At 37.7% G+C, this 15893-nt stretch carries 12 protein-coding genes; 3 read left to right on the forward strand and 9 right to left on the reverse strand.

Going from position 1 to position 15893, the window contains the following annotated elements:
- Window positions 1-138: 138 nt before the first annotated feature.
- Window positions 139-1902: an N-acetylmuramoyl-L-alanine amidase family protein gene (locus J2Z40_RS05410; protein ID WP_066396299.1), complete on the forward strand. Its 1764-nt coding sequence runs from the start codon at window positions 139-141 to the stop codon at window positions 1900-1902.
- A 70-nt stretch (window positions 1903-1972) separates the two neighbouring features.
- Here the strand turns inward: J2Z40_RS05410 and dtd are convergent, their stop codons facing one another.
- The 7 genes from dtd to J2Z40_RS05445 form a co-directional block, all read right to left on the reverse strand.
- Window positions 1973-2413, reverse strand: coding sequence for a D-aminoacyl-tRNA deacylase (gene dtd, locus J2Z40_RS05415; protein WP_066396300.1), 441 nt, complete (start codon window positions 2411-2413; stop codon window positions 1973-1975).
- Window positions 2414-2425: 12 nt separating this feature from the next.
- Entirely contained in the window at window positions 2426-4624 is a 2199-nt protein-coding gene (locus tag J2Z40_RS05420; protein WP_066396302.1) for a RelA/SpoT family protein, read from the reverse strand.
- 591 nt (window positions 4625-5215) lie between these two features.
- Entirely contained in the window at window positions 5216-5728 is a 513-nt protein-coding gene (locus tag J2Z40_RS05425; protein ID WP_066396305.1) for an adenine phosphoribosyltransferase, read from the reverse strand.
- Window positions 5719-8082 (reverse strand): single-stranded-DNA-specific exonuclease RecJ, encoded by a 2364-nt coding sequence (gene recJ / locus J2Z40_RS05430; protein WP_066396307.1) that lies wholly within the window; start codon window positions 8080-8082, stop codon window positions 5719-5721. The genes J2Z40_RS05425 and recJ overlap by 10 nt, the downstream gene beginning before the upstream one ends.
- A 71-nt stretch (window positions 8083-8153) precedes the next feature.
- The gene (locus tag J2Z40_RS05435) at window positions 8154-9062 is read right to left on the reverse strand and encodes a cation diffusion facilitator family transporter (RefSeq protein WP_066396309.1); all 909 of its coding nucleotides are present in this window, start codon (window positions 9060-9062) and stop codon (window positions 8154-8156) included.
- A 181-nt stretch (window positions 9063-9243) separates the two neighbouring features.
- Window positions 9244-11505, reverse strand: a complete 2262-nt coding sequence (gene secDF, locus J2Z40_RS05440; RefSeq protein ID WP_066396311.1) for a protein translocase subunit SecDF — start codon at window positions 11503-11505, stop codon at window positions 9244-9246.
- 528 nt (window positions 11506-12033) lie between these two features.
- Entirely contained in the window at window positions 12034-12330 is a 297-nt protein-coding gene (locus tag J2Z40_RS05445; RefSeq protein ID WP_066396313.1) for a post-transcriptional regulator, read from the reverse strand.
- Between the two features lie 165 nt (window positions 12331-12495).
- Here J2Z40_RS05445 and spoVB point away from each other — a divergent pair, with 165 nt between their 5' ends.
- On the forward strand, window positions 12496-14058 hold the full coding sequence (gene spoVB / locus J2Z40_RS05450) for a stage V sporulation protein B (protein WP_066396315.1): 1563 nt from the start codon (window positions 12496-12498) through the stop codon (window positions 14056-14058).
- Window positions 14059-14093: 35 nt separating this feature from the next.
- Here the strand turns inward: spoVB and J2Z40_RS05455 are convergent, their stop codons facing one another.
- Window positions 14094-14744, reverse strand: coding sequence for a DUF421 domain-containing protein (locus J2Z40_RS05455; RefSeq protein ID WP_066396316.1), 651 nt, complete (start codon window positions 14742-14744; stop codon window positions 14094-14096).
- A 231-nt stretch (window positions 14745-14975) separates the two neighbouring features.
- Between J2Z40_RS05455 and J2Z40_RS05460 the strand changes: the two genes are divergently transcribed.
- Window positions 14976-15365 carry a TIGR04086 family membrane protein gene (locus J2Z40_RS05460; protein WP_066399435.1) on the forward strand — a complete coding sequence of 130 codons (390 nt, stop codon included), beginning with the start codon at window positions 14976-14978 and terminating at the stop codon, window positions 15363-15365.
- Between the two features lie 200 nt (window positions 15366-15565).
- Here J2Z40_RS05460 and yajC read toward each other — a convergent pair whose 3' ends face one another.
- Entirely contained in the window at window positions 15566-15853 is a 288-nt protein-coding gene (yajC, locus tag J2Z40_RS05465; RefSeq protein ID WP_066396317.1) for a preprotein translocase subunit YajC, read from the reverse strand.
- Window positions 15854-15893: the final 40 nt, after the last annotated feature.

The following is a 15893-nucleotide window of genomic DNA, read 5'->3' on the forward strand; positions in this document are numbered from 1 at the left end:
AAATTTGTAGAAGGAAATTAACTGCTTTAAGAGAACTAATAAGAATGGCCAATTTTGCAATGATTACTTGACTCATTGAAGAAATTTTGGTTTTCTAAAAAGATGAGTTTCTTATCTAACTATGAGAGGAGTGTGCGAATGAATAAAAAGAAAATCATTGGTTTGATTTGCTTCATTCTCCTAATTGGATTAGGACCAATGCCACTATTAACAATTGGGGCAAGTGAAACCGTAAAGATAGGCACAGACCATTTAAACATTCGGGAAGGGCCAGGTTTAAGCTATCCTGTTGTTCAGAAAGCTCAAAAAGGAGAAGAGTATCCATTTCTATCAGAAAAACAAGAATGGATCGAAATTCAGCTCGATAACGGGAAAAAGGGCTGGGTAGCCAATTGGCTTGTTTCTAAAAAACAGGGGACGACCAATTCATCTACACAATCGCAATCCACAAGCAATAAGGCTATCGTTATGGATGATGGGTTAAGAATACGAAAAGGGCCAGGAACAGAGTATCAAGTAATTGGTACGGCAAATAAGGGAGACAGCTTTGCTGTTCTTTCCACTAACGGAAATTGGGTACAGCTTGATACATCTTTTGGTGTTGGCTGGGCTTCAACCGACTATGTTCAACTAAAAAATACGGCTACTAAGAATCTAGAGGACACTCGTTCAAGCGGGACAGTTACTTCCAACGTCTTAAATATTCGCTCTACTCCTTCACTTAACGGCTCCATCATTGGAAAATTAAGTGCTGGCGATACGATCACTATTCTTTCACAAAGTAACGGATGGACTGAAATCTCTTATTCAGGAACAAAAGCATGGGTTAGCAGTCAATATGTACAGACGGATTCGACTCCAGATCAATCGAATAAACAAAGTGAAAACGTCTCAACACAGTCAGACAAAAAAGGCAAAGGAACCGTTACAGCAACTACTTTAGTCGTTAGAAATACTGGTTCATTGAACGGAAAATCCATTGGATCTGTTACGAAGGGGCAAAGCTTTACGATATTAGAGGAAGTAAATAATTGGGCGAAAATCGAATTTAAAAAAGATACATACGGATGGGTTGCAAGCTGGTATTTAGATACATCTTCTCAAAATGGAAATCTATCGAGCAAGCAAGTTCTTAAGGATAGCACCGTTACGATCCTCCATGATGGGACAAATATTAGAAAAAGTGCGAATACCTCCTCGTCAGTTGTCCAAAGGGCAAATGAAGGAGAAGCATTTAAAGTAATTAGTGTACAAAATGATTGGTATGAAATTCAGCTTTCAAATGGTGGAAAAGGCTTTATTGCTGGATGGATTGTATCTGTTAATGGATCGGCTCCAAGTATTGATAAATCAAGCTCAACTAACAATTTAAAAAATAAAAATATCGTCATTGATCCTGGTCACGGTGGCAGAGATAATGGCACGACTGGCGCAAGTGGGACCAATGAAAAGTCATTAACCTTAAAAACGGCTCAGCTATTATCTGATAAATTAAAAGCAACTGGTGCAAATGTGATTTTAACAAGAAGTAGCGATTCATACATTCCCTTATCTTCTAGAGTGTATGCGTCCCATTATCATAACGCTGACGCATTTATTAGTATTCATTATGATAGCATCAATGACCGCAGTGTAAGAGGATTGACTACTTATTATTATCATTCCTATCAAAAGGCGCTGGCGGCAGATGTTCATTCTTCTATCGCTTCTCAATCTCGTTTAAAAAACAGGGATTATCGATTTGGTGATTATTATGTATTAAGGGAAAACAAAAATCGTGCCATCCTTTTGGAGCTCGGCTATTTAAGTAATCCATCCGAAGAAATACTTGTGACAACAAAGCAATTTCAGGAAGTCGTGACAAACGGCATTCTGCAAGGCTTAGTTAAGCATTTTAAATAACAATCAGGTATGAACGTATTTGAAAAAGGCTAGACAACTCCGCACGAGAACTGTCTAGCCTTTTTTTATTTTATTTACTATCGATAATTAATGTGACTGGGCCATCATTAATTAACTGCACGGACATCTCAGCACCAAAATTACCTGTCTCAACCTTTAAACCTTTTTCCTGAAGAAATTGATTAAAGACTTGATAGATCTCCACAGCATGCTCAGGTCTAGCAGCATTCATGAAATTAGGTCTCCGTCCCTTTTGACAATCTCCATATAAAGTAAATTGCGAAATTGATAAAATATCTCCACCGACCTCAAGGATTGATCGATTCATTTTGCCATTTTCATCTTCAAAGACTCGGAGATTAGCAATTTTCTCTGCTAAAAATTGAGCATCCTTTTCACTATCTTCATGTGTAACACCAACAAGCAATACAAATCCCTTTACAATCTGACCAACTATCTTCTGATCAACAGTCACGCTTGCTTCCTTACTTCTTTGTACAACAATTCGCATACAGATGACTCCTCAATTCATAATTCTTCGGACAGCATATACATCTGGGATTTGTTTAATGCGATCAACGACTTTCTGTAAATGACTAACATTTTGAATAGCAATTGTCATATTAATTGTTGCTGCCTTATTGCGATCTGAGCGGCCTGTAACCGCAGAAATATTCGTCTTTGTTTCATTTACTGCTTGGAGAACCTCATTTAATAATCCCCGTCTGTCATAACCAGTAATTTCAATTTCAACACTGTATTCTTTCCGATCATTTAACGCTGTTTCCCATTCGACGGCAATTAATCTAGCTTTCGCATCGTCCGTAACAATATTTGTACAGTCTGCACGGTGGACAGATACCCCGCGCCCCTTTGTAATGAAACCAACAATCTCATCGCCTGGTACTGGATTGCAACAGCGGGAAAGGCGAATAAGTAAATTATCAATTCCAGCTACCCTAACGCCTGATTCACGTTTTTTCGTTGAAGGGAAGGTCTTTAGTTCCGATACAGCATTTGTAATAATGTTAGCTGTTTGCTCTAAATCTCTTTTCTTACGCCATTTCTCTGTTAATCGATTGGCGACCTGTAATGCCGTGACTCCGCTATAACCGACGGCAGCATACATATCTTCCTCATTCATGAAATTGAACTTTTCAACGACTCTTTTAATATTTTCATTTGTTAAAATTTCCTTCAAATCAAAATCCATATTGCGGATTTCTTTTTCAACCTGTTCTCTGCCTTTTTCAACATTCTCATCTCGCAATTGCTTTTTAAAAAAGGCTCTGATTTTATTTTTTGCCTGCGATGTTTGTGCAAGCTTTAGCCAATCTTTACTTGGGCCATATGAATGCTTAGACGTTAATATTTCAATAATATCTCCCGTTCCAAGCTTATAATCAAGGGTCACCATTTTCCCATTCACTTTTGCTCCGATTGTTTTATTGCCAATCTCTGAGTGAATCCGGTAAGCAAAGTCAATTGGTACAGATCCTGAAGGCAGCTCGATGACATCACCTTTAGGGGTGAAAACAAAAACCATATCAGAAAATAAGTCAATTTTAAGGGATTCCATAAATTCTTCTGCATTCACGGCATCATCTTGGAACTCTAGAATCTCACGGAACCATGTCAGCTTATCTTCTATCGAGGAGCCTTCATTCACCTTTTTCCCCTCTTTATAAGCCCAGTGAGCAGCAATCCCGAATTCCGCAATGCGATGCATATCAAAGGTCCTTATCTGTACTTCCAGCGGATCCCCTTTTGGTCCAATCACTGTTGTATGAAGAGATTGATACATATTTTGCTTTGGCATCGCGATATAATCTTTGAAACGTCCAGGCATTGGCTTCCAGCAAGTATGAATAATCCCTAACACTGCATAACAATCTTTAATGCTATTTACGACAATTCGGACAGCTAGTAAATCATAAATTTCACTAAACTGCTTATTTTGTAAAGCCATTTTTCGATAGATGCTGTAAATATGCTTCGGTCGGCCAGAAATGTCTGATTTAATCGATACCTCACCCATACGCTCACGCATCATCTCGATGACATCTTCAAGATATTGCTCCCGTTCTGCTCTCTTCTTTTTCATGAGATTAACAATCCGATAATATTGCTGCGGATTTAAATATCTTAAAGCAGTATCTTCAAGCTCCCATTTAATTTTAGAAATCCCTAATCGATGGGCTAGCGGGGCGAAAATTTCTAGCGTTTCATTTGCAATCCGTCTTTGTTTTTCAGCTGGCAGATGCTTAAGTGTACGCATATTATGAAGTCGGTCGGCTAGTTTAATTAAAATCACACGAATATCCTGAGCCATTGCCACAAACATTTTTCGGTGATTTTCTGCTTGCTGTTCTTCTTTGGATTTATATTTAATTTTTCCGAGCTTTGTCACGCCATCAACAAGCATTGCTACTTCCTCATTGAAAGCAACCTTAATATCTTCTAATGTGACATCTGTATCCTCAACAACATCATGTAGAAAACCAGCTGCAACCGTTGAAGGATCCATCTCCAAATCTGCTAGTATCCCAGCAACTTGAATAGGATGGATGATATAAGGTTCACCCGATTTTCGATATTGTTCACGATGCGCATGCCTCGCGAATTCATATGCTTTTTTCACTAGTTCCGCATGCTCATCATTTAAATATACTTTTGTCCTGTCGATGACTTGTTCAGCGGTCAGAACATGATCGTTTGCCATGGGATCACCTTTATCTAATATTTGTTTTACTGAGACTCCGTTTGATTGAATAAGTTAAAAAGTTTCTCTTTGGACTAAGCTCTTTTTCGAAAAATTGTTGGTAAAGGTTGATTTCCGCGTACGTGTGCTCCCTTTCCGCGGGGTGGGCGCTGAGCCTCCTCGGAGCATTCGCTCCTGTGGGGTCTCAGCTGTCCCACGCATCCCGCAGGACATTGAGTAGGCTTCTTAGGATTCACACAGCACGAAGGAAATGCGATAGCATTTTCGAGGATCTCGCACCTTCCGCTCCAATCAACCGACTTATTTGGTAAACCATTCATTCTAACATAGAATTCAAAAGTAACAATTTTTTACAAAAGAGCCTTTTGATTAAGATTATTGTTTAGCTCCATAAGGGTATGCTTCAATCACATCATCCTCATGAATATAATTATGATTGTTACTATTATCGAAAAAAAAAACGAAGATGTAAAGCCTTAGGAGGTTATTTTTAAGGAAAAACACAAAGAATGTCGAAATTTGTTGCAGATGCACGTTTTTTTGTTATTTATATGCAAAAAAGAGCGCCAATTATAGCGCTCTAGTAGAAAATTAGAATTCCATTAATGTAAGGACATCATATTTTCCAAGCTTTTCACGACCATTTAAATAGGATAATTCAATTAGAAAGGCAATTCCAGCTACGACTCCACCAAGATCTTCCACTAATTTAATCGTTGCTTCAATTGTTCCTCCAGTTGCAAGTAAATCATCTGTTATAAGTACTCGCTGTCCCGGTTTAATCGCATCCTTATGAATAGTTAGAACATCTTTCCCATATTCTAAACCGTAATCTACTTTAATTGTTTCACGAGGAAGCTTTCCATCCTTCCTTACAGGGGCAAAGCCAACACCAAGAGAATAGGCAACAGGACAGCCAATAATAAAGCCGCGGGCTTCTGGGCCAACAACAAGTTCAATTTCTTTTTCCTTAGCATATTCTACAATTTGGTCTGTTGCATATTTGTATGCATCACCATTATCCATTAATGTTGTAATATCTTTAAATTTAATGCCTGGTTTTGGCCAATCTTGGACAATCGTAACATATTTTTTTAAGTCCATTCTTTCATTGCCTCCTCAAATTTCACAGAACCTTGGATCACTTCGTCAAACCATTCACTCAACTGTTGATAGGAAGAGTATACAAGCTCACTTTCAAGTGCATACTGGGCTTGTCTCTTTTTATACGAAATTGATTCGGATAAATCACGTTTTTGTGTAACTTGATTAACTGAAATGAATCCATTGTTTATTTTAACAAAATCTAGTTCAAAAAACACCTGTGACATATAGTCAATTACTTCTTTGCTCCATCCCTTAAACTTAGCTATGTCCTCTCCTTGCCTTTTTAAATCAATTGGTCCTTTCTTCATTACTAAAGCATAGAACCATTTAAAATGATCTCGAGTTGGTACAGTACTGAAGTAAGCACTGTCCTCTTTATAAAAATGGGCATACACCCTTGCAGGATTTTTCTTAGAAAACAAAGAGATTAACATTTCTTTAGACGATGGCAAATCTGCTAAAATCACATGATTATTATTTAACTCCAATGCAATCGCTTCTTCGATAGAAGAAATGAGTACATGATTGCCTTTTGAATACGCTTGGAACTTTTCGATATTTTCTTGATTAAATACAATCCACTTCGTCTGAGCAGGAATAATATCTACTAAACTTTGGAGGCGTTTTACCCCTCTAACATCAAAAAGCTGCCATCGATCAATGGCTAAATCCTGAAGAAAGATTTGCGGCTTTCGGATATTATTCCATTCATTTATTGATAGTTCCCCAATGATCGATATTTTCGAAGAAGGGGAGATCTGTTCATAAGCTGAACCAAGCCCAAATCCGATTCCATCTAAGGAATAGCCATCCGTTTCTAGCGTCATCTTCAGATGGTTCTGCTCTGAACCAATCCTTCTCATTCCGTTAATATTCGCATCTTTAATTAATATTTTCGGCTTCGGATTATCCATGCCATATGGTGAAAGCATTTGCATTTCTTCAAGAGATGAAAGGTGAATTTCCGATAAGGCAATTTCTCCATCCAATTGAGTAACCGGGATGAAATCCCCTTCAGTTAATTGCTCTTTCGCAGCCATATTTAATCGATTGCGAAGGTCGTCCACGTCTGAAAGACTCAATGTCATTCCCGCTGCCATCGGATGGCCACCGAAATGAGGCAAAATCTCTTTGCAAGCAGATAGATTTTTAAATAAATCAAAACCAATAATACTTCTTGCAGAGCCCTTCGCTATTCCTTTTTCTAAATCATAGCTAAGAACAATTGCTGGTCGATAAAATTTTTCTACAAGCTTTGAAGCCACAATTCCAATTACACCAGCATTCCAGCCTTCTTTTCCAATGACAAGTACTGCATTTTCACTGATTGGATACTTTTCCTCTACTTCACGAATCGCCTGCTCTGCAATCTCACTCACAATGGCTTGTCTATTTTTATTCAATTGATCAATTTCCTCAGCAATTGCTTCCGCCTCGTCCACATCTTCAGTCAATAATAAGTCAACCGCAGGATCGGCACTATCCAAGCGTCCAGCAGCATTTAACCGAGGGGCAATAAGGAAACCAATCGTTTCTTCACTAATCGTGTTCGTTTCCACTCCTGCTAATTTTAACAATGATTTCAACCCAACATTGCTTGTTGCTTGGAGCTTCTTTATGCCTTTTTTTGCAATTAAACGATTTTCACCTTTTAAAGACACAAGGTCTGCAATCGTTCCAATAGCAGCTAATTCAAGTAAATGCTCTGGTACCCTTCCTAATAAGGCATGAGCTAATTTAAATGCTACCCCTACTCCTGCTAATTCACGAAAAGGGTAGTTGCTATTTTCTAGTTTAGGATGAATAATGGCTACTGCTTCTGGAAGGATAGGGCCTGGTTCATGATGATCTGTAATAATCAGATCAATTCCTAGCTCACTTGCAGCTTTTGCTTCATTTACTGCTGCAATTCCAGTATCAACGGTAATGATTAAGCTAACACCTATTTCCGCAGCATGCTTAAAAGCAGGCACATTAGGGCCATATCCTTCTGTAAACCTGTTAGGTATATAAAAATCAACATTTGCACCAAGTTCTCTCAGCGTCTTCATCATCACTGAAGTACTTGTTACACCATCGGCATCGTAATCTCCAAATATTAAAATATGTTCTTCCAGCTTAATGGCCTTTTTTATCCTAGAAACTGCCGTATCCATTCCCATTAGTAAAAAGGGATCATGAAAATCTGCATTTTTATCGAATAAAAATTGTTGAGCAGATTCCACCGTTTCTAATCCACGATTTACAAGTAATGAAGCCACAAGTGGAGAGATATTTAATTCTTGAATAAGCTGATTTTCCTTTTCTGCATCTGGATTCCGAACAATCCAACGTGTTTTTGAATGTAACATATGTTCACCCCACAACTTTTTAATTATACAGGAGTGAAACTTCTGTTTCAATGAAAGAAAAATGGGATTTTCTACTCGATTATTTTTTCCCCATCATTATAAGGGTTAATATGAACAAAAACATTTTGGACATTGTTCATTTCTAATAATTTCTTTTTTACTCTTTTACCAACACGATGGCCATCTTCGACTGTCATATAGGGATCGACTGATATTTTCAAGTCAATGATGACATAGTGTCCATGCTCTCTTGCATGTAGTTGATCAATTTGCTTTACTTCAGTAAATTCCTCGACTACACGGCGCAATTCGATTGTGTCCTCTTCGTGAAGCACATGATCAAGTGTATTATGGATCGATTCTTTCCCTAGTGTCCAAGCCATTTTAATGACCATTAGTGAAACAATTAATCCAGCAACCGGGTCTGCATACTCTAGCCATTCAATCCCAAGCTTTCCGCCAATAATGGCACAACTAATTCCAGCTAACGCGGCAATGGATGAGTATACATCTGATCGATGCTCATAGGCGTTCACAATAAGTGCGTCACTATTCAATTCTTTTCCTAGTTTATATTTATAGCGAAAAAGCAATTCCTTCACAACGATGGAGAGAATAACTGCTACAATTGCAATGGTTTTCGGTGCATCAATTGGCTGAAAAAAGGATTCAACTGATGATTTTCCGATTTCAATTCCGACAAAAAATAGGAGGACAGCAACGATAATTGCAGCAATCGACTCTGCTTTCCCATGCCCGTATGGATGGTCTTCGTCAGGAGGCTGCTTAGCCGCCTTAAGGCCTAAGTAAACAGCAAAAGAACCAGCCACATCTGAAGCTGAATGAACAGCATCAGCAACTAATGCACGGCTTCCTGCATAGATGCCAATTCCCCATTTTACAATTGCAAGAAGAATATTGATAATGATGCCGAGCATCGCCGCAAACTCAGCCCTTTTAAATCGATCTTGATTGCTCATACGAAACTTCCTTCCTCCACTATTGTATAAATAGTTTATCCTAGTTCAACTGATAATTGCAGCATTCAAGAAAAAAGGGAGCTTCAAGATCCCCTTAATGAATTTATTTCAAATTAAAATGAAGAAACCTCAGATTGCTCCTGAGGTTTCTTCATTTTAATATATTATTTTTCGTCCTAAATTATACTTGTGGTTCATCGCTCATTTTTCGTTTTTCTTTTACTGTTTTAATTGTGCCCTTTGCCTTAAGTTCTTTACACTTCCATACGTACCAAATTTGCGCAGCTAGGAAGATAGAAGAATAAGTTCCAGCAACTATACCTACAAGTAAAGCAATCGAGAAGTTGCGGATGGACTCACTACCAAAGATCAATAAACCTAGGATCGCAATTATAACAGTTATAATTGTGTTTATTGAACGTCCCATCACTTGGCGAAGACCTTTGTTGACAACTTCTGCTATATCTTCAGGCGTTTTCAAACGTTTTTTCTTATACATAATTTCACGCATACGGTCGTACGTAACGATTGTATCATTAATCGAGTACCCTACCACCGTTAGGACTGCTGCGATAAAGGTAATATCGACTTCAAGCCTTGTAATACTAAAGATAGCAATGATGAAAAATGAATCATGCAACAATGCTAATACAGCTGGAATAGCCATTCGGTATTCAAAACGAACTGTTACATAAATGATAATACCGATGGCAGCAATAATTAAAGATTTGATTGCATTTTTTGCAAGCTCTTTCCCAACTGTCGGAGATACTGTACTCACATTTGGCTCTGAACCAAATTCTTTATTGAAATGGGCTTTTAACTCAGCCACTTCGTCTTTGGAAAGAACATCCTTCGTCCTTGCGACACCGATATTTTTGTCATCTCCAGAGATTACGATATCCTCGGTTTCTATCCCAAAGTCTGCAAGCTCTGTTTTCACTTCTTCTTTCGTTAATGAATCCTTTGCCAGAAGTTCAATTCTTGAACCACTTGAGAAGTCAATACCTAAATTCAAACGGAAAACAGCTAAAATAATAATCCCTACAACCATAGCTACACTTGTAAAAATAAAGAATTTGTTCCGATGTTTAACGAAATCAATTCGATCAAATCTTGTTGGCAAATCTTGTGCTTCAAAATTTTCAGCAATATTCTTAATTTCATCTTTCTTTACACCAAACCAACCTGGTTTTTTATTAAAGATATTGCTGTTTACCCATAATCCCATCAATAGTCTAGATAGGTAGACAGCTGTCAAGAAGCTGACAAGGATACTAAGAATCAACATTGTTGCGAACCCTTTTACAGAGCTTGTCCCAAAAGCAAATAGCACAACTGCTGCTAGTAAGGTTGTAATGTTCGCATCAAAAATGGTCGCAAATGAATTTTTGCTACCTGCTTGGAAGGCTGACTTTAGCGTTCTTCCAACTTTCATTTCTTCTTTTATTCGCTCAAAGGTAATGATATTCGCATCAACAGCCATCCCAACTCCAAGAATTAGAGCAGCAATACCTGGAAGAGTTAATACGGCATTCATCCAGTCAAATACGAGAAGGATAATGAAAATATAAATAGATAATGTAATCGTTGCGATAAATCCTGGGAAACGATAATACACAATCATGAATAAAAAGATCAGTGCAATTCCTACAGCTCCACCGATGATTGTTTTCTCCAGTGCCTGCTCACCAAAGCTAGCTCCAACAGAAGTGGAATACACTTCATCTAAGTTCACAGGCAGGGAACCTGCATTTAATAAATCTGCTAAAGTTTGTGCTTCTTCAATCGTAAATCTACCAGTGATTGAAACTGAATCCTGGTTAAATACTTGACTTACTTGTGGTGCAGATAAATAAGCTGGATCTTCCTTCGCTGATTCTTCTGCAAAGGAATTGCCTTCTTCAAAATCAAGCCAAATAACAAGTAAATTATTAGGAACACCCATATTGACAATTTTTTGAGTTACATCTTTAAATGTGCTTGCACTTACTAGCTTAAGCGAAACACTTGGGTTCCCATTTTCATCAAAGGTTTGTTTTGCTCCACCTTCTGCTAGATCCGATCCATCCATCATTTTTACGTCATTTACATCACGGAAGGAAAGATTGGCTTCCGTAGATAACATCTCTCGAGCCTTATTTTGATCAGTGACGCCCGCAAGCTGAATACGAATTCGGTTTTCTCCTTCAATTTGGATAATTGGTTCATTAACACCTAATACATTTATCCGTTTATCCAGTGCTTTTGCCGTGCTTGCCAAAGCCTCTTTATCAATCTTTCCACCATCTAATGCAGAAACCTCATAGAGAACTTCAAACCCACCTTGAAGATCTAGCCCTAATTTAATATTTTTCGTTATGCCATTCGTTGTTGCACCAATCAAACTCCCTACTAATACGACAATAAGGAAGAATGCAACTATGCGACCACGTTTTACCATTATGTATGTGTCCTCCTCAAATCCAAGCCTATTTATAGACTTCTCCAGCATATTACCGGTTGCGTCAAATCAACCCTTGTGCGTAATTTAAGCTTGCCAAAAGAAGAAATGATATTTCGACCGGAAATTCCAATATTCTCATTATGAAACAGTTTGCAAAAGCTGTCAATTCCCATCCTTTAAGAGCTGAATCGTAAAGACAAATACAAAAATCACCTTATTATTCGCACACGATTGTCCACTTTACCTTAACCAATTTTTAGTGGGCGACTCGTCATATTAAAGCAGCAGTCTTTGGAACAGGATATCTCATTCACTCATAAGTTTCCTTTCTAATTTAACAATGTTTTCACTTTTATAGCTTTCTTTTTTACATTAACCGGAATTATTCCGCTTATATTTTGCTTCTGCAGTTTTCTGGGCAAAAGTCCTCATACACACATGAAAAATCAACAGTGAATATAACAGAGCCATCATTGAAAAAGGAACAGAACAATCTCTTATTTCCTTTCTCCCTCACATTCACCACTATTTTAAGAGCTCCCGAAGTTCATTCTCATCATCGAATACAAATTCTGCTCCCTTAAAAGCCTCTATCGTTGCAAAGCTAAAATAGTCACCGACTCTTACTGAAAAAATATCTTCAACAATACTTGATATGCGTTTATTTTCTTCAATTTTCCGCCACTTTTTCATGATTAAATATTCCCAAAGTTCCTTTTCCTTTACTTGTCCGTAGCCTAATAAAGTGAATTCCTCCAATTTGCTCGTTAATGCAGGTTGAACCTCGAATCGAAACTGCTCATATGCATGGCTTGCCCTCATCTTGAAACCTCCCTTTCTCATTCACATCAAGTATCATCCATTTTCTTTTCTACAATTAAAGCTATTTAGTAAAAATATTATCTTTTGCTTGTCATGGTTTGTCCTTGTTCTTGCATATAGTTAATTGTATATGATTACACCTATTTTGAGAAGGCAGGGAGCCATATGTCAAAGTTTTTAAGAGGAACAATGATTCTATTAGCAGCCGGACTTGTCATAAGGGTGCTTGGCTTTATAAACAGAATTGTGATTGCAAGATTTATTGGGGAAGAGGGCGTCGGATTATATATGATGGCTTTTCCAACCTTAATGCTCGTCATTACAATTACACAGCTTGGATTGCCTGTAGCGATATCCAAAAACGTAGCAGAGGCTGAAGCTCGTGGTGACTCTTCTAAGGTGAAGAAGATTTTAGTTGTCTCTCTTGCAACGACAATCTCACTTTCGATTATTTTCACTCCTGCCTTACTCTTACTCGCACCACTGCTTTCAGAAACATTATTTACCGACCCACGTATACATCTTCCATTGCTTGCCATTGCACCAATCGTTCCAATTGTTGCGATCTCTTCTGTCATTCGAGGTTATTTTCAAGGAAAACAGAACATGAAACCCGCAGCATTTTCGCAAGTACTTGAGCAAGTTGTCAGAATTACTTTAATTGCTGCATTAACGAAGGCATTTCTTCCATATGGGATTGAGTATGCAGCTGCTGGTGCGATGTTTGCATCTGTTATTGGTGAATTGGCATCATTAATCTATTTACTAATGAGCTTTAAGTTGAAAAAAAAGTTTCGTGTCCGAAAACAATTTTTTACATTTGTAAAAACAGGTAAAAGTACATTTAAAGAACTGATGAGCATTGCCCTACCTACTACGGGAAGCAGAATGATTGGATCACTTGCCTGGTTTTTCGAACCAATTGTTGTTGCGCATAGTCTTGCGATTGCTGGAGTAGCAGCTGTTGCTGCGACAAAACAATATGGGGCTCTCACTGGTTTTGCCATGCCATTATTAATGCTGCCATCCTTCATCACTAATTCACTTTCAGTTGCGCTTGTGCCAGCGATAAGTGAGGCAAACTCAAAAGGCAAAATGCTCGTAATTGAGTATCGTTTGCAGCAGGCACTTCGCTTTTGCCTATTAAGTGGTGGCTTGGCCGCAGTTACTTTATATATTTTGTCTAATGAATTAATGGAGCTGATGTACAATTCCTCCAGCGGAACGCAGTTTATAAAACTAATGGCGCCATTCATCCTATTTCATTATTTCCAAGGACCTCTTCAAGCAACATTGCAAGCATTAAACTTAGCAAGGGCTGCCATGATCAATAGCTTAATTGGTGCAATTGTGAAGACAGCTATCATTTTTTTATTAGCAAGGCAAGCTGAATTTGGGATTAATGGCGTGGCAATGGGCATTATCGTTGGTTTTGTCTTAGTCACATTGCTTCATTTCGCCACCATTTTGAAACGGATTTCTTTCACCTTTTACGTTCGTGACTATATAAAAACATTTCTTGTGATGGGGATTTCAGCCTGGGGAGGATCCGTTTTACTAACAAAAACAAGCCAGAGCATGTCCCTCCTCCTTCAGGTAATCGTTACAGCGATTGCTATATCTTTGATATATACCATTCTTAGCCTCCTATTTGGATTAATAAAAAAAGAGGAATTACAAAGAATTCCATGGGCTGGAAGGTTTTTAGCAAAGTTTGCAATCAAGTAAAATGCGGGAGACACTGTCTTGATTAAGTGTCTCTTCTACTTTTTTTCATCCTTTAAATCGATGTAAAATTGACCATTCTCAAAGCTGCAAAAAGAGATATTTTGAATATCAGTATATCCTCTTTTTCTTAACTGTTGTCGAAGCCAGAAATTTGTTTCATTAATTGCTATTAAATTTGCCTCTTGAATGATTCCATCCAAAATGAGTGGGACGGTCATTTTTCCTTTCTTTTTCTTTTCCTTCTTTATAACAGATAATTCACCAGTAGTTTCTAAAATAGCAAACTCAACATCTGAAATATTCCTTATATCCTTCCCTCTCAATTGAAGAAGCAGATCATCAAAATTATAGCGATGCTTCTTCATTACTTCTTCATCTATTTGCCCATTATTAATAATAATTGAAGGCTTTCCATCTACAAGATCACGGAGCTTCTTGCTTTTCAATGTCGCAAAGGAAAAAGACATCTGAATCACCATCAAAATGAGCATCGGCAGGATATTTGTAAATAATTTACTCTTAGGGTCCTCAATTGCCAATGCTGCCATTTCTGCAATCATAATTGAAACAACAAGATCAACTGTGCTTAGCTGACCAAGCTCTTTCTTTCCCATTGTACGAAAGATAACCATAATGATGATATATAAAAAAATGGTCCGAAAAATAATCGTCCCGTACTCCGCCATTTCCCCTTCCCCCTTTTAATATCATTCACTTTATTATGAGTAATAGGAAAGAAAACATGTATTTTCTTTTTGTTGCTACTTTTGTGATTTGAAGTGGCTAAAGTTTATATTTTTACCTTTTAGAAGATTTCTATTCTATTTTTTTTCTATGCGAATATGCTTGTACTAAGGAATCGGTCAATCAATCCGATTCGTCTGATCATCTTTAAAGATAGAAGGGGGAGGGGCAAAATAGAAGATTCAAAAAATATCGGCAGCGGGGTCCTATTCGGGCTTATCATCGTATTTGTTCTTGCGATTGTTTGTAGTCTTATTATTTCTCTTATACTCACATTTACATCTCTTCAAGAATCATCTGTTCAGTTTGTCGTTACTGCCGTTTCATTTGTTTCACTTTTCATCGGTGGCTTTGTCTCTGGTGGAAAAGGAAAACAAAAGGGATGGATGCTTGGGGGATTAACAGGACTGAGCTATTCATTGATCATCTTTTTATTTCAATATTTAGGTCATGACAGCTTGTTTAATTTGCAGCAGATTATTTACCATGTATGCTATATCCTTACTGCAATGATGGGTGGGATTTTAGGTGTGAACATGACGAATAAATCAAGAGCAGCGTAAATACAATAATCCTTGTTGCTATTTTACACATAATTGGTAAAGGTTGATTTCCGCTACAGGAGTCTCTCACCTTCCGCTCCAATCAACCAAGCTATTTGGTAAACCACTCATTCTAATATTTGATCTAAAAACAACAAACTTTTTGACAAGAGCATATAAAAAAAAAGCGGGATCTATTAAGATCCTGCTTTTTTTTCGACTTAAGATTTTGCTAGTAGATCTCCAGCAGATGCTTCAGTTACTTCACGTATTGCTTGACGATCGTATGTAAGACGACTTCCATCTCCACACTTAATGACTACTTTCCCTTCATCAATTGCATCGACAAAGCCATGGAGACCTCCGATTGTAACAATCTTATCTCCCTTTTTCAACTCATTCTGCATTTGCTGAACTGCCTTTTGGCGCTTCTGCTGTGGACGAATAAGCAAGAAATAAAATAAAACAAACATTAATAATAGTGGTCCTAATGTACTAATCATTTCCATATATTTTCCCCTCCTTTCACTATGAACGGCTACCCAAAAT

It is taken from the genome of Cytobacillus eiseniae, from assembly GCF_017874625.1.
GTDB classification, from domain to species: domain Bacteria; phylum Bacillota; class Bacilli; order Bacillales; family Cytobacillaceae; genus Cytobacillus; species Cytobacillus eiseniae.

Coding starts and splice junctions, on each gene's coding strand:
- J2Z40_RS05425 (WP_066396305.1), bottom strand. CDS start 5,728: ATGGACTTAAAAAAATATGTTACGATTGTCCAAGATTGGCCAAAACCA.
- J2Z40_RS05455 (WP_066396316.1), bottom strand. CDS start 14,744: ATGGCGGAGTACGGGACGATTATTTTTCGGACCATTTTTTTATATATC.
- yajC (WP_066396317.1), bottom strand. CDS start 15,853: ATGGAAATGATTAGTACATTAGGACCACTATTATTAATGTTTGTTTTA.
- recJ (WP_066396307.1), bottom strand. CDS start 8,082: ATGTTACATTCAAAAACACGTTGGATTGTTCGGAATCCAGATGCAGAA.
- dtd (WP_066396300.1), bottom strand. CDS start 2,413: ATGCGAATTGTTGTACAAAGAAGTAAGGAAGCAAGCGTGACTGTTGAT.
- J2Z40_RS05410 (WP_066396299.1), top strand. CDS start 139: ATGAATAAAAAGAAAATCATTGGTTTGATTTGCTTCATTCTCCTAATT.
- secDF (WP_066396311.1), bottom strand. CDS start 11,505: ATGGTAAAACGTGGTCGCATAGTTGCATTCTTCCTTATTGTCGTATTA.
- J2Z40_RS05420 (WP_066396302.1), bottom strand. CDS start 4,624: ATGGCAAACGATCATGTTCTGACCGCTGAACAAGTCATCGACAGGACA.
- spoVB (WP_066396315.1), top strand. CDS start 12,496: ATGTCAAAGTTTTTAAGAGGAACAATGATTCTATTAGCAGCCGGACTT.
- J2Z40_RS05435 (WP_066396309.1), bottom strand. CDS start 9,062: ATGAGCAATCAAGATCGATTTAAAAGGGCTGAGTTTGCGGCGATGCTC.
- J2Z40_RS05445 (WP_066396313.1), bottom strand. CDS start 12,330: ATGAGGGCAAGCCATGCATATGAGCAGTTTCGATTCGAGGTTCAACCT.